Source organism: Leptospira montravelensis, from assembly GCF_004770045.1.
Taxonomy (GTDB): Bacteria; Spirochaetota; Leptospiria; order Leptospirales; family Leptospiraceae; genus Leptospira_A; species Leptospira_A montravelensis.
This window is the reverse complement of record NZ_RQFO01000009.1, coordinates 251147-274605: the sequence shown is the minus strand read 5'-3', so window position 1 is coordinate 274605 and position 23459 is coordinate 251147. Positions and strand designations below refer to the sequence as shown.

Annotated in this window: 23 protein-coding genes; 9 read left to right on the top strand and 14 right to left on the bottom strand. The window is 36.5% G+C overall.

Going from position 1 to position 23459, the window contains the following annotated elements; genetic code table 11:
* The first annotated feature begins 100 nt into the window (after positions 1–100).
* Positions 101–577, top strand: coding sequence for an OmpA family protein (locus EHQ31_RS07820; protein ID WP_135574650.1), 477 nt, complete (start codon positions 101–103; stop codon positions 575–577).
* Here EHQ31_RS07820 and EHQ31_RS07815 read toward each other — a convergent pair.
* From EHQ31_RS07815 to EHQ31_RS07795, 5 genes are read right to left on the bottom strand one after another with little or no spacing between them, the layout of a single operon-like run.
* Positions 574–1170, bottom strand: a complete 597-nt coding sequence (locus EHQ31_RS07815; protein WP_135574652.1) for a TIGR04282 family arsenosugar biosynthesis glycosyltransferase — start codon at positions 1168–1170, stop codon at positions 574–576. The genes EHQ31_RS07820 and EHQ31_RS07815 overlap by 4 nt on opposite strands.
* Positions 1130–2413 (bottom strand): MptA/MptB family glycosyltransferase, encoded by a 1284-nt coding sequence (locus EHQ31_RS07810; RefSeq protein WP_135574654.1) that lies wholly within the window; start codon positions 2411–2413, stop codon positions 1130–1132. The genes EHQ31_RS07815 and EHQ31_RS07810 overlap by 41 nt, the downstream gene beginning before the upstream one ends.
* Positions 2397–3131 carry a glycosyltransferase family 2 protein gene (locus EHQ31_RS07805; protein ID WP_244247308.1) on the bottom strand — a complete coding sequence of 245 codons (735 nt, stop codon included), beginning with the start codon at positions 3129–3131 and terminating at the stop codon, positions 2397–2399. Before EHQ31_RS07805 ends, EHQ31_RS07810 begins: the two co-directional genes overlap by 17 nt.
* The gene (locus EHQ31_RS07800; protein ID WP_135574656.1) at positions 3109–4425 is read right to left on the bottom strand and encodes a multiheme c-type cytochrome; all 1317 of its coding nucleotides are present in this window, start codon (positions 4423–4425) and stop codon (positions 3109–3111) included. The genes EHQ31_RS07805 and EHQ31_RS07800 overlap by 23 nt, the downstream gene beginning before the upstream one ends.
* Positions 4422–5339 carry a sulfurtransferase gene (locus tag EHQ31_RS07795; RefSeq protein ID WP_135574658.1) on the bottom strand — a complete coding sequence of 306 codons (918 nt, stop codon included), beginning with the start codon at positions 5337–5339 and terminating at the stop codon, positions 4422–4424. The genes EHQ31_RS07800 and EHQ31_RS07795 overlap by 4 nt, the downstream gene beginning before the upstream one ends.
* A 138-nt stretch (positions 5340–5477) precedes the next feature.
* On the opposite strand from EHQ31_RS07795, the gene EHQ31_RS07790 reads away from it, so the two are divergent.
* The 8 genes from EHQ31_RS07790 to EHQ31_RS07755 all read left to right on the top strand — a co-directional run bounded on the left by EHQ31_RS07790 (position 5478) and on the right by EHQ31_RS07755 (position 13567).
* On the top strand, positions 5478–5954 hold the full coding sequence (locus EHQ31_RS07790) for a DUF4395 domain-containing protein (protein WP_135574661.1): 477 nt from the start codon (positions 5478–5480) through the stop codon (positions 5952–5954).
* Positions 5955–6160: 206 nt separating this feature from the next.
* Positions 6161–7285, top strand: a complete 1125-nt coding sequence (locus EHQ31_RS07785) for a hypothetical protein (RefSeq protein WP_244247307.1) — start codon at positions 6161–6163, stop codon at positions 7283–7285.
* Positions 7269–7880, top strand: a complete 612-nt coding sequence (locus EHQ31_RS07780) for a helix-turn-helix domain-containing protein (RefSeq protein ID WP_135574665.1) — start codon at positions 7269–7271, stop codon at positions 7878–7880. The genes EHQ31_RS07785 and EHQ31_RS07780 overlap by 17 nt, the downstream gene beginning before the upstream one ends.
* Positions 7881–8096: 216 nt before the next feature.
* A complete protein-coding gene (locus EHQ31_RS07775; protein ID WP_135574667.1) occupies positions 8097–9473 on the top strand; it encodes a rhodanese in 1377 nt (458 codons plus the stop codon).
* Between the two features lie 80 nt (positions 9474–9553).
* Complete coding sequence (locus EHQ31_RS07770) at positions 9554–9913, top strand: hypothetical protein (protein WP_135574669.1); 360 nt, start codon at positions 9554–9556, stop codon at positions 9911–9913.
* Positions 9914–9916: 3 nt separating this feature from the next.
* Positions 9917–10873 carry a hypothetical protein gene (locus EHQ31_RS07765; protein ID WP_135574671.1) on the top strand — a complete coding sequence of 319 codons (957 nt, stop codon included), beginning with the start codon at positions 9917–9919 and terminating at the stop codon, positions 10871–10873.
* A 9-nt stretch (positions 10874–10882) separates the two neighbouring features.
* Positions 10883–12328: a rhodanese-like domain-containing protein gene (locus EHQ31_RS07760; protein WP_135574673.1), complete on the top strand. Its 1446-nt coding sequence runs from the start codon at positions 10883–10885 to the stop codon at positions 12326–12328.
* A gap of 24 nt (positions 12329–12352) precedes the next feature.
* Complete coding sequence (locus EHQ31_RS07755) at positions 12353–13567, top strand: multiheme c-type cytochrome (protein WP_244247306.1); 1215 nt, start codon at positions 12353–12355, stop codon at positions 13565–13567.
* Here EHQ31_RS07755 and EHQ31_RS07750 read toward each other — a convergent pair.
* The 9 genes from EHQ31_RS07750 to EHQ31_RS07710 form a co-directional block, all read right to left on the bottom strand.
* Entirely contained in the window at positions 13527–14699 is a 1173-nt protein-coding gene (locus EHQ31_RS07750; RefSeq protein ID WP_135574675.1) for a trans-sulfuration enzyme family protein, read from the bottom strand. The two genes, EHQ31_RS07755 and EHQ31_RS07750, sit on opposite strands and share 41 nt — an antisense overlap.
* 96 nt (positions 14700–14795) lie before the next feature.
* Entirely contained in the window at positions 14796–15464 is a 669-nt protein-coding gene (locus EHQ31_RS07745) for an ABC transporter ATP-binding protein (RefSeq protein ID WP_135574677.1), read from the bottom strand.
* Positions 15465–16718 (bottom strand): ABC transporter permease, encoded by a 1254-nt coding sequence (locus EHQ31_RS07740; protein ID WP_135574679.1) that lies wholly within the window; start codon positions 16716–16718, stop codon positions 15465–15467.
* A 1-nt stretch (position 16719) separates the two neighbouring features.
* Positions 16720–17490 carry an efflux RND transporter periplasmic adaptor subunit gene (locus tag EHQ31_RS07735; RefSeq protein ID WP_135574681.1) on the bottom strand — a complete coding sequence of 257 codons (771 nt, stop codon included), beginning with the start codon at positions 17488–17490 and terminating at the stop codon, positions 16720–16722.
* Positions 17491–17545: 55 nt separating this feature from the next.
* Positions 17546–18835: a tRNA (N(6)-L-threonylcarbamoyladenosine(37)-C(2))-methylthiotransferase MtaB gene (gene mtaB, locus EHQ31_RS07730; RefSeq protein ID WP_135574683.1), complete on the bottom strand. Its 1290-nt coding sequence runs from the start codon at positions 18833–18835 to the stop codon at positions 17546–17548.
* On the bottom strand, positions 18832–19611 hold the full coding sequence (locus EHQ31_RS07725) for a tetratricopeptide repeat protein (protein WP_135574685.1): 780 nt from the start codon (positions 19609–19611) through the stop codon (positions 18832–18834). The genes mtaB and EHQ31_RS07725 overlap by 4 nt, the downstream gene beginning before the upstream one ends.
* A complete protein-coding gene (locus EHQ31_RS07720; protein ID WP_135574687.1) occupies positions 19608–20042 on the bottom strand; it encodes a hypothetical protein in 435 nt (144 codons plus the stop codon). Before EHQ31_RS07720 ends, EHQ31_RS07725 begins: the two co-directional genes overlap by 4 nt.
* Positions 20043–20068: 26 nt before the next feature.
* A complete protein-coding gene (locus EHQ31_RS07715) occupies positions 20069–22621 on the bottom strand; it encodes an ATP-dependent Clp protease ATP-binding subunit (RefSeq protein ID WP_135574689.1) in 2553 nt (850 codons plus the stop codon).
* 60 nt (positions 22622–22681) lie between these two features.
* Entirely contained in the window at positions 22682–23458 is a 777-nt protein-coding gene (locus EHQ31_RS07710) for an ATP--guanido phosphotransferase (protein WP_135574691.1), read from the bottom strand.
* Position 23459: the final 1 nt, after the last annotated feature.

Sequence of the window (23459 nt, the reverse complement as noted above, 5' to 3'; positions counted from 1 at the left end):
ATACACCTTACTCTTGAAAAATAATTGGAAGGGACATATTTCAATCATATTTTTAAAATCTATCATGCGGAAACTTTTTAAACCATCCGATGATTAGACTATGTTCTACCTAAATCTGAACAAAGTCCTCCGTTTGCTTTTGTTAACTTACACTGTTCAATATTTTCTATTCACACAAGGACTTGTAGGACAAGAAGGTGTGGTTTTCGAAAATCCTTATAAAAAAACTGAACCTGCTTTCGATGACAAATCCCTAACTTTGTATTTCTCTAAAAAGTCTTCCAAAATTGAAAAGGCCGATTTGATTCGTTTACAAAGTTTTGCGGATTTTCTGAACAAAAACAGAAATTATGAAGTTTATATCCAAGCACATGCCAATGAAGGAAAAAATGCAAAGGAAGACGTATTAGTCAGTGAAAAACGATCATTAGAGGTTGAACGTTTTTTTCTTATTCATTTTGTGGAGCCAAATCAAATTAGAAGATTATTTTACGGAAATTCAAAATTATCCAACAAAACAAAAGAACACCAAACATTGAATCGGCGAGTGGATATTAAAATCCAACAAATTCCTTAAATATCAGATTTCCATATTTTCAAATCATCTATATCATCTATATCAGACAATTCTTCTAAAAGAGTAACTGTTCTTTTGTTTTTCCTTATTGATTCGATGGTCAAAGATAATACATTCTCTGTACTCCAGGGGATGGAATGAAAAACAAACGGAAAAAATTCTTTCATTCCAAGTAAATAATAACCACCATCAAGGGCTGGCCCCAACACAAAATCGAAATAATCTAATTCTGAATAAGCAGCTTCTAGTATATCTTTTGTTAAGTAAGGGCAATCGGTACCTATGATGACTATTTTTTTGGCACCGAGCTTAGATTCATTTTGGAATGCCTTTTCCATTTTGAATCCAAGATCCCCTATTTCTTGTATTTTATTCTCGTATCCAAACTCAAACTCATTTTGGGAATGACACGTTAGTGTATCCCAATATACAACCTTCTCTGCATCAATAACAGAAGTTACTTTTTTTGTGATAGTGAGTAATTCAAAGTATATCTTTAGAGTTTTGTCTTCCCCAATCGTAGTTGCTAACCGGGTTTTAACCTTTCCTAACTTAGGTTGTTTTGCAAAAATAATTAATTTGTTTTTTCCCATAATAACCTAATACCAAAATGGAAATCATCCAGTGAATGTGCACAAAATCATTCCAAACATATAATCCATAAGATAAAAAACTTAAAAAAGAAATATTTGTTACGAACAGTTCCATTTTTTCCTTTCCTACCATTAAAAAAATCCAGGGGATCCAATACCAAGGATGAATGACTGGTGAAAATAAAAGGAATAAAGAATAAATGAAAAGCAAACGATTTTCAAAGTTTAGTTGTGAAACGAAATCCTTTTTAAGACAGAAAATAAAAATGCAACTAAGAATACTGAAAGAAAAAATACCCGAAAGATATTCTACATTAAATGAATATAAAATATAATAGAAAAAAGGTTCAACCATTCCTGCAAAGCGAAAGGAATGAAAAAAAAGCCCAATCCCAGAAGACCCTTGCGAACCTAAATCGGAAAAAACTGTTACTTTCCATAATAAAAGAGAAAGACAAGATACGATAACTAATTTAGGCCAATAACTGCGATTCCATCGAAATCCCAAAATTAAGAGAAAAGTATTGATTTTCAACTGCGTTAAAAAAAAGAATGATAAAATCTTTTGAGTTACTGAACCAGATAGCAAAAGTAATAAGCACCCTGTTACTAATAAAACTTCAGGATGCATTTGCGATATTCCTTCTAAAATCACAATCGGATTTCCAAAATACAACCAATAAGATTTAAAACTTGCTAATGGATATAATTTTCTAATAAGAATCAAATTCACCATATCAACTAACAAAATTAAAATTTGAACCCCTAGAAAACTACTTCCTAAATAAGAACCAACCAAAGTTCCCAACGAAAAAAAATATTGAACTAACAATGGATAAACGGAATAATAATTTGGACTATTCATTTTTGATAAAAGTGTCTCCAATTCTAAAGGAGAACAATGAATGAACTTGATGACTTCTGCGGGAGTATATAAATAAGGAGAAAAACCCTCCAAAAAAATTTTTGCATCAAACAAATATCGATAAATGTCATCACTCCAAACTGCCGGAGAACCAAGAGCCGCTACACGTAAAAAAAAAGCGTAACCGAAATACCAGTAAAAACGATTTTCAAACAACGAAAGGGATGCTGATAAAAAATAAAAATATAATGGCAAAACAGTGGATACAACAAGGATGATGCTAAAATCGTTTCGACTACCCCAATGAGTAGAAACAAATAAAACAAATGGGTATAAAATGCCCAGGAGTAGTTTTGTTAAATTACTTCGAATGGACACGAAATAGAATTAACCGAAAAAAAGTGTATAAAATTTTTATGCCTACTCGGATTGACATGGATAAGGTTCCTGATATTTTCGAAACACCTGCAAACCGTTTTCGATAATTGACTGAAATTTCACGAATGGCAAGTCCAAATTGTAAAGCCTTTACATGCATTTCAATATTCCAACCCCAAGTAGGATCCTCCATCTGCAACCGTAAAATAGAAGAATAACGTATAATTCGGAGTGGCCCCATATCGGTAAATTTACGGCGAAAAAAAATACGAATTAAAAAACAAGTCAAAGCATTCCCAAATATTTGGATCGGAGACAAAGCACCTTTTTCTACCTCACCTAAAGTTCTTGAACCAATCACCAAATCATCATCATTCTCTTGAATGACATGAATTAATTTCTGGATATCGGATGGATCATCAGAACCATCGGCATCACAGAATAAAATATAATCAGGAGATAAACCGGAGTTTTTGATCCAATCTAAAGCCAACAAACAGGCGTTTCCGTAACCAATTTCAGGGCAATTTAGACACAAAAGTCCCATTCGTTTTACAATGTTAGCAGTTTGGTCTTTTGAGGCATTATTAACAATGATAAAATTAGGTTTTTGCAAACCTGATCCAGCTAGAATTCCAGATAACGCACGTTCTATGCCTTCTTCTTCATCACGTGCAGGTATGATACAAAAAACATTATTCACCTTTTCTATTGACATTCCTTTTGAATAATTCTTCTAGCGGAGTGTCTTTCCTAGATTTAGTTTTCAACTGATACTTTGTTTCAATCACTAAAGAACTATGAGGGTATAAATCTTTTATTTTATCTACATTAGCTTTGTACTTCGAAGGAACATATCCGGAAGATTGTATCATAAAATCAGAAGTATTATTTTTCAATCGGACATGAACTGCCTGAAATTGAAACGTTTCAATTGGTAAGTTTGGTAATTCTATTTTCCATTCAAAACTTTTACCATAAGGAATTCGGTTATCACTTACCTTTTTAGCAGCAGGAGACCAAACCCATTCTTGACCAATGGTGGTTTCTTCTTTATAAATAATTTTTCCCAATGGATCGATCCCCACAAGGATCAAACGGTAAAACCTTTCCGGATCTCCTGTAGTGACATGATGCGAAGCATTGGAATTTCTAAGTAAAACTTCAATTCTGTTGTTTTCTACTTTTAAATCAGAAAGAACGATGCCCGGTTTGTAACCCAATCTTATTTGGTCTTGATACAAATCAAAGGTTTTGGGAACACCACCTCCAATGAATCCATGTTTATGGGAGGTCCTTATAGGTTTATTTAGAGAAGGTTTTACGAATGACCGACGAACTTCTGGTTGGTGGCAGGAAGAACAGGATTCATTTGATTTTGTAGCAATTAACTCAGTGCCTGTTTGAAAAGAACAAATTAGCGATTCATTTAAGGAATAGGTTTCGTTATGACAATCGTAACAACGATTTAACAACTGTTTTCTATCAATTTTTACCGGATGAGGAGGAGTCGTTCCACCCGTTCCCCCTATCACAAAACTTTCCTTAAAATTGGAATCTACACGTACGTGACAGGTAGCACATGTGACTCCCTCCGCTTGCATTTCAATATTAAAATTTGGATTAGGAATTTCCACCGGACGAAGATAATCTCCATTTTGTAAGCCGGTGATGATCGTTTCCCTTTGGTTTTGAACGGGGATATGACAATTCAAACAAATCCATTTAGGTGAACTTGGTTTTGCCAATTCTGATTGAAACTGAATGTCGGATAGCGCATTTGCATGTGTCGACCGTTTCCATTCTTCATAAATTTCAGTATGACAACCACCGCAGTTTTTTGCAGTTGGTGCCCCAACACCTTTTAGATTGGGGAGATTTTCAATAGGTTTTGCCCAAATTTTACTAGGGAACACCTGTTCAATGGGAACAATTCTTTGGTTTAAATAAAGATATATACTGGTCCCCAATCCTATGAACAGAAACAAAAAAATGAAAATAGTGCGTTTCAATGATTAGTTTCCAATGGAAGTTTCGGATCGTAGGACCATTCCCACATAGAACCCGCATAATTATAAGCATTATATCCATAAGTACGAAGAATTCCTACAACAAAAGCAGAGCGAACACCTCCAGTACAGTAAGCAACGATTGGTTTATCTTTTTGAATGCCAATTTGTTTCAAATAACGATCAACTTCAGATTTAGATTTTATATTTCCTTTATTATCAAACAACTCTTGATAAAAAAAGGATTTAGCGCCCGGGATATGCCCTCCCCTGGTTTCTCCATATGGAGTTGCTCCAGAAAATTCTCTAGGTTCCCTAGTATCAAGGATTTGGTACTTTTTCGTTTGTAATCCTTGCAAAATATCTTCCTTTAAAACTGCAGAGGATTGAATATTTTTATTTTGAAATTTATATAACTCGGATTCCTTATTTTTTTTACTGTCTGATATTCTCTGAATTTCTTTTTCATAAGCAGGGTATCCCCCTTCAACCCAAAAGGATTGATTAAACCCAGCTTCACGTAAACTCCAAACAATACGACCTTCTTCTCCCCAACCTGCGATTCCATCACCTAACACTAATATGTAATCGCTTTCCTGAATGCCTAAATCATTAATTTTTTTACGTACTAACTTTAATTCCAAAAGTTCTCCCTTGTGTGGTTGATCACTTCGAGATAGGTCTTCCCAAGATATGACCTTAGAACTAGGAACTTTGTTTTTGATGCGATGAAGGTAAGATCTCGTATCAAGGATCGTATATTTAGGAGTTTGGAGAGCCAATTCTGCCGATAAAAACCAAGGGGATTCCCCTTTGCTGGGGGTGGAACCTTGTGGACCTGCGCTCAGTTGGAGCCAATACGCCCATAAAAGAGAAATAACAAATAGATAAATCCCATAACCGCGCCAGATTTTCATAGAGAATCCTCTCATTTTTTACAAACCTTCTCTTTTAAGACGAATTTCCGTCAATAAAATAAACATTTCATCCAAGAAAGCGAATTTTCCTTGCTAATTACGATTCTATTCGTACTTTGGAAGTAAATGGAGGCCATTATGAAAATAGGTTATTATCCAGATGTGGTCAATGAAAATGTCACGAGGATCGTCGCCTCTTCCGTGGTATTTTTTGGCGTTCTTGCCATTTTATTTCCTAATGCTTATGTATTAGGATTCCTTGTGTTTGGATTTGCGTTAAGGCTCAGTTACGGACCTAAGTTTGAACCTTTCGCATTTTTTACATCGCGATACCTCGTACCTTGGCTCGGAATATCTTTTGTTAGCGCTGCAGGACCTCCCAAACGATTTGCGCAATTGATTGGATTCTTATTTAGTGTTAGTGCCATTGTATTCTTTGTGTTAGGACATACTCTTGTTTACCAGATCACACTTGCCACATTAGTCTTTTTTGCATCCTTAGAATCTTTTTTGGGTTGGTGTGCAGGTTGTTTTGCATTTGGTTTGCTAATGAAACTAGGAGTGATTCCAGAAGAAATTTGTGAACGTTGTAACAATCTCAACTTCAATAAATAGATTGTTTTAAGACTTTGCCTCAATGGATTTTATTCATATGTTTTTTAGTGGTTACCATTCTTTTTTTATGGATGGTAACCTTTCCAAAAGATTTCTTTAAAAAATATTACAAACATATTCTTATTCTCGGATTTTTTTTACGGATACTATCTATCTTTCTTCCACCTCTCTGGGAAGACGATTGGTCAAGATATTTATGGGAAGGAATGTTAATTCGAAATGGTATGTCACCGTATGAAATATCACCATTAGATTTTTTTCAAAGTCCAAATTTAACTGGTACAGAAATCGAAATATTATCGCAGATCAACCATCCAGATTGGACAACTATTTATAGTCCTTTTGTTTTATTCTATTTTTCCTTATTTTCATTAGGATTTTCTGGAATTTTATTAAAATTAACCTACCTTGTTCTTGAAACTTTTTGTTTTCTTTATTTTTCGAAAGGTAAGTTCAACAAGTCTCGTTTATCATATTGGATCTTTCCTGTTTTTATTAAAGAAATTTATATAAACTTTCACTTCGAAATATTAATAATTTCATTACTATGGATTTTCTTTAATTTAGTCAGAGAGAAAAAACTGATTGGAGCCAGCTTTGTTTTAGGTTTAGTGATTCATATTAAAATATTTTCCATCATCTTTCTTATCTCTTTATGCCAACCTATAAATTATAAAAAATGGAATTCTAGTTGGGTGAAATGGATGCTTTGCCTTCTATCCGGACTTGGCGGTTATTTAATGTTTTATCTTGTTTATTATTTTATTTTTCCATCTACAATTGACTTTGGAATTTATAATTTATTTAAATTTGGTGGAAATTTCAAATTTAATCAATTTTACGAACCATTGTGGAAGTTATTTGGAATTATTGACTTAAAAACGTTTCCTTTTTTAGTACAACTAACAACCATTAATATATATGTTTGGATTTCACTTGCAAAAAAAAATCGTCACCGAATTTTTCTTTCTCATGCATCAAAATTAGATTTATATTTTTTATACGGATATTTTTTCCTAACCTTATCACCAGTTTATAATCCTTGGTATTTTCTAGTATTGATTCCACTTCTAGTAATTTCGAAATCAGAGAATGTAACACCTTGGGTTCTAATTTCACTACCACAGTTATCCTATTTTACCAAAGCACGTCTGGGTACAACATTTACCTATTTTTATGAAATTCCTGAAACCATCCTCCTTTTGGAGGTTGGTATTTCCTTAATCTGCCTCCTATTGCAGTTCAGACAAATATTCATTTTACTTTACAAAATATCCAATATATCAAACATATCCCCAAAGGGAAGTATTGGGTATGGAAACAGAAATTGAAAGTTTTTCGGTCACAACAGAAAACGAAAGAAATGTAGATGAAGTTTTAACAGTTGTTCTTGGAGAAACCTTAAAAAGAAGACGACTTGAACTCGGATTATCTATGGAAAAGCTCTCGCAAATTTCTACTGTTAGCCGAGGCATGCTTGGTTTAATCGAATCAGGTAAAACTACTCCGAGTATAGGAATTCTCTGGAAGTTATCTAAATCACTGCGAATCCCTATTGGTGAAATGATTCCTGATTTGTTTGCTCAATCCCCTCGTTTTATAGGTGCCAATGAAGGTAAACGTTGGATTTCACCTAAAAATACTGCCGAATCTAGAGTTTTTTATCAGGAGGAAAGAGATAAACTAAGTATTGTAGAATGGAAAATAATTAGTGGTAAAGTTTCACAATTCTCTCATTTACCATCCGCCTTTGATATCAAAATCTATCAAATCATTGGAAACACTAGAATCAAATTAAAAACGAAAGACCTTGTTTTAGGACCAGCAGATAGTGCCTTTTTTCCTATTGCGGAATTAGAATTTGTTGAAAATGATTCTATAGAGGAATCAAAATTCCTTTGGATTTCCTCGAAAAAAACCAGATAGAGGATTTTACGATTTATAGCCTGGTCTTTTTACTTGCAACACAATGGACTGCGCATCCAGGCAATATACTATACGCTATATAAGATTTTAAATTCATTATATTAGATTTCAGGTTTTTAATTTCCCTCCCCTAAATAAGTCTGTCCTTACCATGTTTTTTGTCTCTGGTGCAACCCCTACAGAGAAAGAACGGGAATTCAATCTAAGGATTAAAAAATGAAAACCAATCTATTTTTCAAATTGATTGCGCTGATTACCGCGGGGTTCATCGGAGCCTGCGGTGGCACAAAAAAGAATAAGGATATCGAAAACTTACTGTTAGTTGCACTGGCCCTCTCGCCGGGAATTAAAGTCAATACTGCAGTTGATTTAGCAAAAGAATCGAACGAAAATTACAACCTCAATGAATACGGACTTATTACTCCTTCCACTTTAGGAAAATGGGTGAACAACTGGTCGGGAACAAAACCAGCAGAGATCAACGGAAAACTTGTGATCTTACAAAATGGAGTTAATCCAAGAGGAACAGGAGGAACAGGTACACAGGCAGGAAAAGAATACATCGGCGGAAATGGAAACGATGTGGTTGTGTATTCCTTCAATTTTGCAAGTGGTGCAAACGCCAATGATGGCGGAGACGGTTTTAGTCAAAAAAGAAACAATGGACTAGCGGATACAATATCTATCATTGCAGACGGTGCTCATATTGATAAGATCTTAAATCAATATGGAATTGATCCAGCCAATGACTTAATTGTCTTAGTTTCTACTGCCGATGCAGCAAGTCATGTACAAGGAACATTAAGAGCGTTTTACTCTTTTCGTTATTGGGGATTTGATCATAAAAATCTAGCCTTTCTTAATGGGACACTCCCAAGGCTCATTGACACCGAAGGAAATTTTGTTCCCTTTAGTACTACAACAAATACACCTCCAGGATATAACAATCGCTACAGTGTAAAAAGTTTGAGAGTAGACAATACAATTTTAATGCTTCCATTAGAAGATGTAATTAAAGCGGTAAAAGCACCTAATAATGTAACTATTGCTGGCCTTACTTCTAGTGTCTTTGTTTCTGATGCAAGATCTTCCGCAAGTGCAGCCGAATACAATGGAACCATTAAAAGTACTCAATCAGAAACTTCAGGAAAGTATGTAGGTTTTGAAGGTAGGATTAAAGGTGCCAAAGATGTTCCTTGGACTGGACTTTTGGATACAGAACACAGATTTAAATCAAAAGCAGATTTAAAAGCTTACTTTGACGCAAGAGGTTATCAATCAGGCCAAACAGCGATCCAACTTTGCCGAACAAACAATAGGTCACAGGTAACTGGATTCTCTTATATTGCCATCTTAGGTTACCCTTCAACATACTATGATGGTAGTTGGATTGAATGGGGAAGTTTAACTGGTGCGGGACCTGCTCCTAAGTTACCTTCCGACTCTCCTTTTAGAACTGACGTACCTGAACTTTCTGAAGTGATTACTTACAATGTTGCTGGCGATGTTGATAATAATTTACCAACAAACCTAAATATTTCAGCAACAACGACAAGAAAAATCATTGAAGATGACAAAGCTTACAAACGTTAAAAAGCATCAAACAAAGAGGAATGTAAATCATTCCTCTTTTGCTTTTAATAAATAAAAATCGTAATAACAGGGAAATTTAAATGAAAAATTTAATTATAATATTAATCATTAATCTATTATTAATTACAAATGTTTATGCATCTGGTGGTATTGGAGGTGGGGGAATTGCAAACATACCACAAGGCCAAGACAGGGAAAAATACCACTTAGGGAAAGCAGTTTATAATCAAGATATTACATTAGAAAAGCAAACAAACATTAAGCAACTAGACCAAGAAGAACGATTGGAATACTTGCAAGGGAGTTTACCGAATACAGAAAAAAGAAGAGTTAATCTCCCGGAATTAGCAGGCAAACTCACTGAGGAACAAATACTAGCTCTCGAATACTTTGTTCAAATAAGATTTAACGTAAAACTACCAGAGAAAAAGAAGGAATAAATTATGAAATCTTTCTTAAACTTCTCAAAGTATCTAATTTTTATTTTTATCATTGTTACTCCAAGTATTTATGCACAACAGGCATGGGCACCTTATGAAAGACAACTATGGGTCCGCCCGGTTTTCATACACTCTGAGTATGATGGTGCTTTCCTTGCTGGTCAAAAAGCAAAATACGATGATAACGTCCGTTTGTCGGTTGCAAACCTAGCGTTAGAATACGGGATAACCGATAGGCTTACTGCCGATTTAACCTTTGGATTTGGTAAATTAGGTCGCCATAAAATTTTTAATCGATATTTAGGATTACAACAAACGCCAGAAGTTCCAGATAAATACGGATTTATGGATACAAGGTTTGGAATTCGCTATAAAATTTTAGACGAATTTGATTCAAAATACCGGTGGATGCCAACCATTTCACTCCGTGTTGGTGGAATCAAACGTGGTGATTATGACCGGAATCCACAGTCCCTTGGCGATGGTGCCAGTGGTGGAGAAGTAAATCTTTACTTAGCAAAAGATTTTGGTGTTTGGGGACTTGGATCTTTAGGGGAATTTTCTTATCGAAAAAGAGAGAATCTCGTTCCCGATGATATTCTCTATTACGGAGCAATATACAAACGGTTTTTCGAATCTTTGTTTATAACCGTAGGTATGCGTGGTCAAGTCGGCCAAGGTGGATATGCATATGCAGATCCAAGACAACAACCTCCATTAAACATAGTTCGTTACCCACAACCATCTTTTTATGGAATTAATCCATATGATGTATACGTACAAAATGAACGGCCGGCATGGGGTAGAAAAGAAAGTTTTCATAATGCAGAAGTAGGTTTTAGTTATTCGGATAGTTTCGGAAATTTCTATACCCTCTTCTATTCAGAAACCATTGCAGGATATAACACAGCTAAATTAAAAACAGTAGGATTTGCCGTAACACTTCCTTACAATCTTTGAGGTACCAGAATGAAACTAAAATACTTAACAATTCTTTTTATACTTTTCACTCAAATGATTTGCTGTAAAGGTTTACCGGAATATTTATTCCTTCCGCAGAGCTTAAAAATTGATTTAACGCCATTTTTATTTCGTGTTTACACTCCGGCAGAATTGGCAACTTTATCGAATGCCGATTATAATCTTAATGAAAGTGGGTTAATCACTGCCAGTAAGTTTGCACGGTTCTTATCAAATTGGAATAATAATCGGCCTTCTGGTGTCTCTGGAAACTTGGTTGTCTTTCAAATACAAACCACAGGCGCAAGTGGACGGTATGTTTTTTTTGATGGCAAACAGGCATTCTCCTATCCAGTTTCTAACTTATCGGAATTGCTTACGGATGTCAGAGACGATGGAGTTTTAGGTATTGATGGCGTAGTTCCAAAAGGCAAAAAAATATCCGATTTTTTTTCTATCTACGGCATTGATCCAGCATTAGATTATATTGTCTTTGCTAGTGATACATCCTCTTTGACGAACCTATCATCAGCAACATTCGCATACTACTCTTTGTTATACTGGGGTTTCCCGAAAGAAAGGTTAGCAGTTTTAAATGGTTCGATTGCTGATTTAACAACAGCGGGCAGTTTATTTACAACTCCTTCTTACACTTATGCAAATAGTAATCGTGCAGGAAATATAAAAAATCTTTTTCGTGACCACACAGTTTTACAACTTACGATCGGAGATTTAATACATGCAATCAAAGGCGGAAATACCAATTTTGAAGATGTTGACCCAATCCCAGTGGAAGGTTTTCAAATCATTGATGGCAGACCAAATGCATCTTTTACTGGGACGATCAATTCAACAGCTTCGGGATCCAAGTATACAAACTGTACTACAAAAACAAATTCTACATTTGTTTCAAATACATGCGTTGTTACTTATGAAGGACGAATTAAATCCTCCTCGAATTTAGTTCCGACAGATTTGTATGATGGAACGACTTTCCAGTTTCGATCGTTTAACCAATTGCAAAGTTATTTAAATAACACTGGTTATTCAGCAAATAAACAAATTTATATTTACGGCGAAGATGCAACAAAAGGTTCACTCGTTTGGTTTGTTGTACATCAAATTCTAGGTAAACCAACAAGAATGTATGAAGGTGGGTGGAAACAATTTGGGGCCCTTGGACTAAGATCACCATCATCAGGTTCGAGTCCCAGTGCCATTTCGCAACCTGCTTCCTATTGGCGTACCGATCTTACATCTTTAACAGAAAGTAATAACCCTAACGCAGATGCGAATGTTCCCAATTATCAACTGGATGTTGCTAGACAGTTTGTAAAAAATTCCAATAAAATTAGAGTTGAAGACAAATCATTTTTACGCGGAACCACAGCATCTGGATCGTCAGGTGGCGGCGGAGCTCCTTCCGGTGGAGGAGGAAATGCTTGCGGGGGATGATAATTACTTAATTTGTATTTACGTATGAATTTTCCATCCATTCAACTTACGGTTATCTTAGTTTTTATGACAAACTTCGTAAGTTGTTTGGATTCAAACTTCTTAGACTCACATTGGAAATATCCCATCGAAGTCCAAGGTATACCACCAAAACATTTCACAGTATTAGAAAAAAACCTAGAACCTAATGCTTGTCAGACTTGTCATAACAAGCAGTTTCAAAATTGGAAAGAAAGTTTGCACTCAAAATCTATCAGCAAAGGATTTTTATGGCAGAAGGAAATTTTATCTTCTAAGGAATACCAGTCTTGTTTCCAGTGCCACTCTCCTTTACCAGAAACTAAATCAGAGCTTTCTACAGAATTCGAAACTAAAGAAATTCTTAATTCAAAACACCAAAATTTTCCCAATGGGATTTCAAACCCTTCGATTCTTTGTGCGTCCTGCCACATTCGAAATCAAATACGATTTGGTCCTCCACCAAGAACTAATGCAAAAGAAAAATCATATATAAACAATTTACCACATAACGGGTACATTGCTAAAGAAGAATTTGAATCTTCTGCATTTTGTAAATCTTGTCACGAAAGTAAACCAAATGGAAAGAGACTCAATGGCAAAAAACTAATGGAAGTTTATACGGAATGGGAAAATAGTCCATTTGCGAAACAGGGAATTCAGTGCCAAAACTGTCATATGTCTGAGAGAGAACATTCCTGGAAAGGTATCCACGATAAAACTTTTGTACAAAAATCTTTATTACCTACTTGGAAAATTACAGAAAAAAATGGCACTTTTCATATACAAGCAGAACTTAAATCAATAGGTGTGGGACACCGATTTCCGACTTATATCATCCCGAAAGTTTACTTACGTTTTTACGCAATTCTTAATCATAAATCAAAACCAGTCCTTCTTGAAGAGTCGGTTATTGGTAGAATTGTGAATACGAATTTAACAGAAGAATATTTAGATACAAGAATCAAACCCCAAATGTCGCACCAAGTAAGTATTGGTTACGATCCAAAAGAAAAAAAGGTACTTAAATTTTTATGGGAAATCGAAGTGGATCCTGATGAACAATACGTACGACAATTTGAAGAACAACGATTGGAAAATGATAAGAAACTGAATCCAGAGTCAAAAAAAATGTTACAAGAGTCCCTTCTTGAAAAAAAGAACTCTCGTTATCTATTGTTTACTTTGAATTGGCAAGTGCCTGTTTTACTTCCGCAATGATATCGTCTATATGTTCTAACCCAACCGAAACTCGTATCAGTCCCGGTAAAATTCCCACAGTTAACCTTTCTGCTTCCGAAAGTTTAGAATGAGTGGTAGAAGTAGGATGAGTGACAGTGGTTCGAGTATCACCTAAATTGGCAGTGAGAGAAAACCATTTCAATGAATCCAAAAATTTTCTTGCTCTTTCTACTCCACCTTTGATGACAAAAGATACAATTCCACCTCCAGATTTCATTTGTTTTTTGGCTATCGCATAACCAGGATCATTTGGTAAAAAAGGATATCTAACTAAATCTACATCAGGGGATTGTTCCAAAAATTCAGCCAATTTCATTGCGTTTTCTGAATGTCTATCCATACGTACAGCCAAGGTTTCTAAACTTTTCGATATGATCCAAGCATTCATTGGAGATAAAGATGGTCCCGTATTTCGGGCCATATAACGAATCGGCTGTATGTATTCTTTTTTCCCTAAAATGACACCTGCAATCACACGGCCTTGGCCATCCAAATATTTAGTTGCAGAATGAATCACAACATCGGCTCCGAATTCTGCAGGTCTTTGGATATACGGGGAACAAAAACAATTATCAACTATAAGTATGGCTTTTTTCTTTTTACATAAGGCAGCTACCCATTCTAAATCTACTATATCTAGACCTGGATTCGATGGAGTTTCTATATATACGATTTTGGTATTTTCTTGAAATGCCTCTTCCCATAACTCTGGTTTGTTGATATCAACGTATGTAGTTGTGACTCCAAACCTAGGAAGTATATTCGCAAATATTTGATGTGTGGATCCAAAAATTGCACGAGCTGAAACGATATGATCTCCAGACTGAACAAGTCCAAACACGGAAGTAAAAACAGCAGACATCCCAGAAGCAGTCGCAATTCCATCTTCTGTATGTTCTAAAGAACAAAGTTTATCTATGAGCTCTGTCGTATTGGGATTAGAGAATCTAGTGTATTGGTTGCCCGTAACTTCTTCTGCAAAAAGTGCCCTTGCATGTTCCGCATCATCAAAAACAAAACTTGAAGTTAAAAATAAAGGAGTGGAATGTTCTTTTTCTCCAGTTCGTTTGGTTTGGATGCGGATGGCGTCAGTTTCAAAGTGTTCAAACATATCTTATGCCAAGGTCGGTTAAGAACTCTCGAATTCATTAATTTTTTTGGAAAAAATCTGCTATAAAATCGGTTTTATGATAATATAACAGAATTTTTAGGAAATTTCTGCAATTTTTCCGTCAACCATATGGACCCTACGACTCGCTAAACTCGCATAATCTGGATCATGAGTTACAAAAAGAATGGTAGTTCCATCCTCTTTGTTGATTCGCTTAAAAATCTCCATCACCTTATCGCCGTTAACTGTATCTAAATTGCCAGTCGGTTCGTCGGCAAAAAGAAATTTTGGCTTTTGAACTAAAGCACGCGCAATCGCAACCCTTTGCCCTTCTCCACCAGACATTTGGCTCGGAAACTTATCTTTACAATGTAATACAGAAAAACTTTCCATCAAATGCAAAGCATAGTCTTCAGTGAGTTTATGCGATCCAGTTTTTCTCGCCGGCATAGTTATATTTTCTAGTCCCGTAAGCTCAGGAAGTAAGTAGTGGAATTGAAAGACAAATCCTATCGATTGATTTCGTAAGGCATGAATTTCTTTGCTTCCCATTCCAGAAAGGGAACTTCCATTCAGTTTGACTTCACCACTTGTTGGATTGTCCAAACCACTTACAATATAGAGTAACGTTGATTTACCGGAACCCGACTTTCCAGTGAGGGCAACAAAATCACCAATATCAATATCTAACGAAACATCTTTTAATACTTCTTGCGGTGGTTCTCCGAAGGATTTAAAAATATGTTTGGCATCTATTCCAATCATTTATGTTGCCCCTCGGATAATATCGACAGGTGAAAGACGGCTTGCCATACGTGCAGGTATATAACTCGCAATGGATGCACTGATAACGGCGATACAAAACCCTTTTACATATATCATCCAGTCCCAAGAAATCATCATCGTTTTCATTAAAGCTTTGGAATTTTGTTTTGGATCACCAATGGGAATTCCATCTATATAATAACATCCAAATATTCCCACAACGATTCCAATGACAGCTCCAAGTGTACCTAAAAACAAGCCTTGGAAAATAAAAAGTTGGATTGTATCTTTTTCGTCGAACCCAATGGAACGAAGGATGGCCACTTCCTTTTTCTTTTGGTTCACAACCATATTTAGAATATTATATATTCCGAATGCTACGACAAGAATGATTGTAAAAGTGGTAGAGTTTCTAACAATATCCTGTGTTTTAAAGACTTGAAGAATACTTGCATTTACTTCGTCCCAACTTTCCACTTTATCTTTACTAAAATACCGAAATTCAGCGGCAATTGCAGCAGCAGATCGAATATCATTAATTTTTACAATAATTTGAGAGATTTCTCCACTAGATTTTGTTACACTTTGTACAGTAGACAATGCAGAATATACGGTGACTTCATCAACCAAACGATTTCCAGTACTCAAAATACCAACCACCTTTATAGGGATTAAATCAGAACCTGGAATATATACGGAAATGGTATCACCAATTTTTGCACCAAGTTTATTCAAAACACCTTCACCCATAATGGCAAGCGAAGTCCCTCTAGATAAATCGGAAATTTTTCCTTCTACAATGTAATCACTTATATTAGTTACTTTAGGTTGGATCGTCGGATCAACTCCAACAAACCTAGCTGGAGCCGTTGCTTTCCCATTTACAAAAATAACTTCTTTGGTAAGCTGCGGTGCAAAAGAAATGACTCGGTGATCATTGGATAACTTATCCATCCAACCTAGAACATTCGTTAACCGGGAATTGTCGGTTCTGCCGGAAGGTGGCGACAACCAACGCACTACTTTTCCTTGAAAAAAAACTTCTTCAAATGTTCTTTCCGTTATCAGTTCATCTTTAGGCGAAATTTTGATCTGTCCGTCAGTGTTCACCAATTGGTCAGTTATGACAGCTTGAAAACCCAACATAATTCCCGAGAAAACAATATAACCTGCAGTACCAAGTACGATTCCGATCAATGTAAGAATGGATTGTTGTGGTCTTGAAAGGATCTGTCTTATCGCAAGAAACAACATATCAGTTTTTAACCAATACTTCGTCGCCTTCTTTCAGATCACCTTGGACTAACTCTCCATATTCTGAATTGATGGCTCCAATACGAATTTCAATTTTTTCACGTTTGCCATCACGATACCTAATAATTTTTCCTCGGTCAACGGCAACTAACGGAACTAAGATTACGTTTTCTTTGGAAGAAACTTCGATAGCCACATCGGTAGTCATATCCGGTAAAATTCCTTGCGGAAGTTCATTTGGTTCGATCCTAACCAAAAATTGTCCGTTCGATGGATATATCCGTTCGACCTTTCCTTTATAAACATTTCCTCGTATGGATTCAAAACTAAGTTGAGCAAGTTGACCTGGTTTGACACGTAACGCAGATTCTTGGTCTAAAGAAACGGAAATATAAACTTCTTTTAAATTTTGGATCTCTAAAAGAGGCAGGCCTGGCATTGCTGTTTCATTTTTTGCAACATTTAACTTGGTTAAGGTGCCATTAAATGGAGATCGGAAAGTAATTCCTGAATCGTTTACAAGTAGAGCTTGGTCCTTTGTAACGGTTTGGCCCTCTTCTACAAAAATTTCTCGAACCGAAGCTGCAATTCCAAATTTTAAACTAAAACTTTCGACTGGTTTTACAGTGCCAAGAGCATATACTGCTTCGACCAAAGACCCTCTTTCAATTCCTAATCGGTTAGATTGAGAATTCCGAAAAAACCAAACAGAAGAAAGGATTAGAACGATTACAAAGATAAATCCAGGAATATATAGTTTTTTACGATCCATGTTGACCTAATTGTAACTAATTGATTGTTTTTGGGAATTCTTTTTCTAATAGAAATTATAGGGACAGTCCAAAAACAAACTCACCTTCTTTATCTTTAGCAGGTTTGTACTCTACGCACCTAACATCTACAAATTGTCCAGTTTGTAAGGTATCAAATCGGAAAGAATCAGCAAGTTTACCTTTCAGATAATTATCTGTTACAAACCGTCCATCACTTTCAAGAATGGCCTCATAGGTTTTACCAATGACCGATTCAGAATATTTTTTGTGCAATTCAGAACTGAGAGCCATCAAATTTAATACTCTGCGTTTTTTTTCATCACCTGGAATCGGATCGCCAAAGGATTCAGCAGTTGTGCCCTTTCGAACAGAATAAGGGAATACATGTAATTTTGCAAAACCAAGCTCAATTAACAATTGTTTTGTTTCATTAAATTCAACTTCTGTTTCCGAAGGAAATCCCACAATGACATCAGTTCCAAGAAATAAACCAGGCAGTTTCTCTTTTGCTAGTTCAATCCTTGTTCGAAATGCATCTGGATGATATGTTCGCCGCATATCTTTTAAAATTTTTCGGCTACCACTTTGAATAGGAATATGTAAAAATTTACAAAATCTGGGGTGTTTCATTAAATCCAGTAACCCGGATCCTACATCTGGCGGCTCTATGGAAGAAAGACGAATACGAGAATATTCTAAGATTTTTAAAATATCTTCTAAAAGATTTAAAAAACCTTTTTCACCATTTTCTAATCGATACCATCCTAAATTAACGCCAGTTAACTGAATTTCCCCAACTCCATTGTCTTGAAGGTATCTAACTTGATCTAAAATGTCGTTATAATTTCTACTGACTCCAAGACCACGTGCAGCTGGGATTTTACAATAGGAACATTTTCTGTTACAACCATCTTGTATTTTTAAATACGCTCGAGTATGGCCTTCCGGCAGTACGTCCGAATAGGAAAATCGATCCAGTTCTTTAGTTGGATATACTTCTTTTCCTTCAAAGTCTTCTAAAATTTTATAAGGTAGAGAACTTTTTTCGGTATTACCGAATACACCAAACACACCAGGAATATTAAGTAAAACTTCTTTGTCAGTTTCTGCATAACAACCTGTCACATAAACCTTTGCACCAGGGTTTGTGCGTATGGCATTTCGAATGATGTTCCTGTTTTTTACATCAGCTTTATTAGTAACAGTACAAGTATTCACAACAATGTACTGCGCCTTTTCCTCGGCTTCTGCTAAAGAAAATCCTTTGTCTTTGAGAACTGAATACATACCATCGGTTTCAAAAAAGTTCAACCGACAGCCAAGTGTATGAAACTTTATTTTCACAAATCGCTAAGTGCAACAATCCGTTTTGAATTTTCTTTGATTGTATTACTTTCTCCATTTAAATCAGAAGCTTTTTGGATACATTCCTTTGCCTCCGTCAAATAGGTGTTTGCTTGAGATTTTTTACCCAATTTTTTATTGGTTTTGTATAATGATTCTTGGACGAGAGCCAGGTTATTCCAAATTTCAGCAGAATTTTGGTTTAAAGAAGATGCCCATCTTAAACTAACATCCGCTTTATCATAATTTTTTAAATTATAATAGATTTTTCCCTCTAACTCTAACATTCGGAAGTCATTGGGACTACCTGCTTTTGCTTTTTCAATTTGAGAAAGTGCAGTTTTGGAAGCACCTTTTTCGGATAGTGCCAGTGCATAAAAGTATCTTACTTCAGGATTTTGCGGATACAATGGGATAGTTTTTTCGGCAAGTTCAATGGCCGGTTTCCATTTTTTGTTGCGAGTTAAGATTGCAAGACTTGCTAACAAAAGATCTTCATCGTCAGGTTTACGTTTTCTTGCTTCTAAGATATTTTTATAAGAATTTTCAAAGTCGTTCAACTTATCATAGTTAAATGCAAGTAAAGCATAGAATTCATAGGAAGATTTACCATCAGTAAGTAAACTCTTTACAAGCTCTATTGACTTGTTATAGTTTTTTACTTTGTATTCATCTACAGCTTGAAAGTAAGCCGAACCAACTTGTTCTTTTTCTTGGGAATGGAGGGAGGTTACAAGAAAACAAGTAACGGCTAAAGTATAAATCAAATGTTTCATAAAAGGTCCGACGGAACAGTAATGGAATTCAAATTAACCGAATCAATCCTGGAATGGTAGGGTTCGATGGGGTCCAGGTATAGGAAAACACTGCCCCCCTTGGAAAGCAAGTAATGTTCAATATGTTCTTCCGTGATGATCTCTGCATCTTCTGTATATAAAATAGGATTTTCACCAGGCCCCAAATGAAGATGGAATTCTTGATGGGTGAGAAAATCGGAGAGATTGAGATAACCAGATCCGAAATACAATCCCGATTGGAAGTAGTATTTATAGAAAACTTTCACTTCGGGGAGAATTAAATTGGGGCGAATATAACCAAGTTCAATCCGCTCGATGGTCCCAACGGTTCGAATTTTTCGGAGTTGGAACCAAATCTTGCGGATAAAGAAATAAGAAAACAGGAAGACGAGGGGAATGAGGATAGCCATTTCCGTTCGCCTGCCCGAAAGGCTCTCTAAACGAGAGCCAAATCTTTTTCCTCTGTGCTTGGCGAAGAACCGTCGTCTTTTTTCGGAGCTTCCTTGTAATCAGACCAAGGAGTTTCCGAATACACGAGTTTTCCTTCCACAAAGTCTACCTGAATCTTCGTTGGGTTATCATAAACGCCTTTCAAAGACTGCACAGCCATATAATCTTCCAATTCTCTTTGGAACACACGTCGGAGTGGACGGGCTCCATAGTTTTGGTCGTATCCAATGGTTGCAAAATGTTCTTTGGCAGAAAGAGAAAGATCTACAAGCACCTTCTTTTCAGTCAAACGTTTGTTAAAGTCTTTTAACATGATATCCACAATGCTTACAATCTCTTCTTTTTTGAGAGGAGCAAAGTAAACCACCTCATCCACACGGTTGAGGAATTCTGGGTTAAAATGTTTTTTCAACTGTTCACGAGCTTGTTCTGCTTTGTAAGTTTCTCTTTCTTCTGCGAAGTCTTCAAAACCCAATCGCCCACCTTTCGAAATTTCTTTCGCAGCGATGTTCGAAGTCATGATGATGATGGTATCGCGGAAGTTTACCTTACGACCTTTGGTGTCAGTTAAATTCCCTTCTTCCATAATTTGGAGTAAGATATTAAAAAGGTCATGGTGTGCCTTTTCGATTTCGTCGAGTAAAACCAAACTATATGGCTTTCTTCTCACAAATTCAGTGAGTTGGCCGCCATCATCATATCCTACGTAACCCGGAGGAGCTCCAATCAGACGGGATACTGCATGAGGTTCCATATATTCCGACATATCGATGCGGAGCATATTGTCTTCCGATCCAAACAGTTGTTCTGCGAGAGCTTTTGCAAGTTCTGTTTTTCCTACACCTGTTGGTCCAAGGAAAATAAACGATCCGGTAGGGCGTTTTTCACTTTTGAGACCTGTGCGTGAACGTCTGACAGCACGAGCTACTTTTTCAATGGCATCGGTTTGTCCAACAATACGACCTTTGATGTCTTCTTCCAAATTGAGAAGTTTTGTATTTTCGGACTCTTCCATTTTTTTCAATGGAATTCCTGTCCAAAGACTCACAACAGAAAGTATATCTTCTTCTTCAATAGAAACAGCATAACCTTCCATTCGTTCTTGCCACTGTTTGGTTTTTTCTTCCAATTGGCCTTTTTTACGATTCACTTCATCGCGAACTGCGGCTGCTTTTTCATACTCTTGGCTACGAACCAAATCTTCTTTTTTAACGGAAAGAGCTTTGATTTCTTCTTCAATCTCTTTGATTTCGTTCGGACGTTGGCAATTAGCAAGACGAGCTTTTGCACCAGCCTCATCAATGATATCAATTGCTTTGTCTGGCAAAAAGCGATCGTTGATATAACGGTGAGATAACTTAACCGCTTGTTCAATGGCTTTTTCTGTATAACGAACCTTATGATGAGCTTCATATGCTTTTTTCAAACCATCTAAGATAAGAACTGCATCATCAACGGAAGGTTCAAGAACCTTCACCATTTGAAATCTTCTTTCCAGAGCAGAATCTTTTTCGATGTATTTACGGTATTCGTTATTCGTTGTCGCACCAATACATTGTAATTCCCCACGAGCGAGTGCAGGTTTTAGAATGTTTGCCGCATCCACAGCCCCTTCGGCAGCCCCTGCTCCAATGAGAGTGTGTAACTCATCGATAAAGATGATGATGTTTTGCGAAGTAACGATTTCTTTCATGATTTTTTTCAATCGTTCTTCAAACTCACCTCGGTATTTGGTTCCTGCAATGAGACTTGCCAAATCAAGAGATAACACTCGTTTATCGAAAAGTAAATCGGGAACTAACTTGTCGATCACAGCTTGGGCAAGACCTTCAACGATGGCCGTTTTACCCACACCTGATTCTCCCACAAGAACTGGATTGTTTTTTGTTTTACGAGAGAGGATTTGAATGACTCTTTCGATTTCTTTGGAGCGACCAATCACAGGATCTAGTTTTTTCTCGCGTGCGAGTTGGGTTAGGTCCCGTGCAAACTCATCCAAAATAGGAGTTTTACTTTTTTCCTGTCTTGGTGCTGCAGTTTGTGTTTGGCCTTGTGGACCGGATTGTGTTCCTGTAGTTCCTGCTCCCACCGCACCAGAGGGTGGAGCTCCCAAAAGTCGTAAAATCTCAGATTTAATGACGTTATAATTTACGCTGAACGATGATAACGATCCACCCGCAATATTATTGTTATCGCGAAGTAGTGCCAAAAGAATGTGCTCAGTTCCCACATAGTTATGTTTGAGGCGTTTTGCTTCCTCTTTAGAAACTTCGATCATTTTTTGGTATTTGTCTTGTCCTTGGCTTACATCCAATAACAAGGCACCGGAACCCTCACGAGTTCTCTTTTCGACTTCTTTACGGAGTTCGTTCAAATTGATGTTTAGATTCGTAAGAATCTTAATCGCGACAGAGTCCTCCTCCCGGAGAAGCCCAAGTAGAATGTGTTCAGGACCGATAAAATCGGAACCCAAACGTTTAGCCTCATCTTGGGCGATTTCGTTGATGACTCTCTTTGCTCTTTTGGTGAATTCCAACATGCCGCACCCTGCCTTTGTTAATTAGACGAACGTCCTCGTTCCCATCATGACCGTACCGGTTTAAAGGGAGCCTCGTAAACCAAGAATTTTGTAAAGCTGACGTTTTTGGACCGCACGAGCGTTCTTCCACGAGATTTTTACGACAAGACCCGGGTTTTCTCCGATCTTCCTAAAACTATGATCGGAGGAAGGAGCAAATTCTATACCAAATTCGGTGAGAGTTTGCAAAATTGAAAAAAACCTGGGACTGATTCCCGGATCCAATTCCACAAGGACTGAGTCCCGCCTTCCCAGGCCTAAATTGGTAGGGCAAGAGGAAATAAACCCTATCTTGGGAAATACCGCCCAATTGGTTTTTTGCAGTAAAAAACGAAAGATTTGATTTTTGGTCTTTTTTTCAAGCGGTGATTCTTGGGGGATTCGGTGTGAAACCGAAACCATTTTTTCCCAACGAATATGATCTTCGGAACCTAAATAAAAACCCATTTTTACTTCACAGTTTTCACCCGGGTTTGACTGGTACAATTCGGAAGGATATAGCCAAAAATCCATTCCATTCTCAGCTAACAACTGCTTGGATTTTGTAAATATGGAATCGTAAAATGGAAAAAGATTTGATTTTAGGTTTCTTGTGATGCGAGTTCGAAAAGATAATAAATTGATAAACTTAGAATTTTCTTTTACAAAACTCTCTAAACCTTCCATTACATTTTTGGGGATGATTTTGGGTTTTTGAAGGATAGGATATTTAAAAACTTGTATACAGTGAACACAACCAAATTTGCCGCTTTTACGAAACTGAATTTCTTTGGTTCCGCAAAAACGACAAAAGTTCATT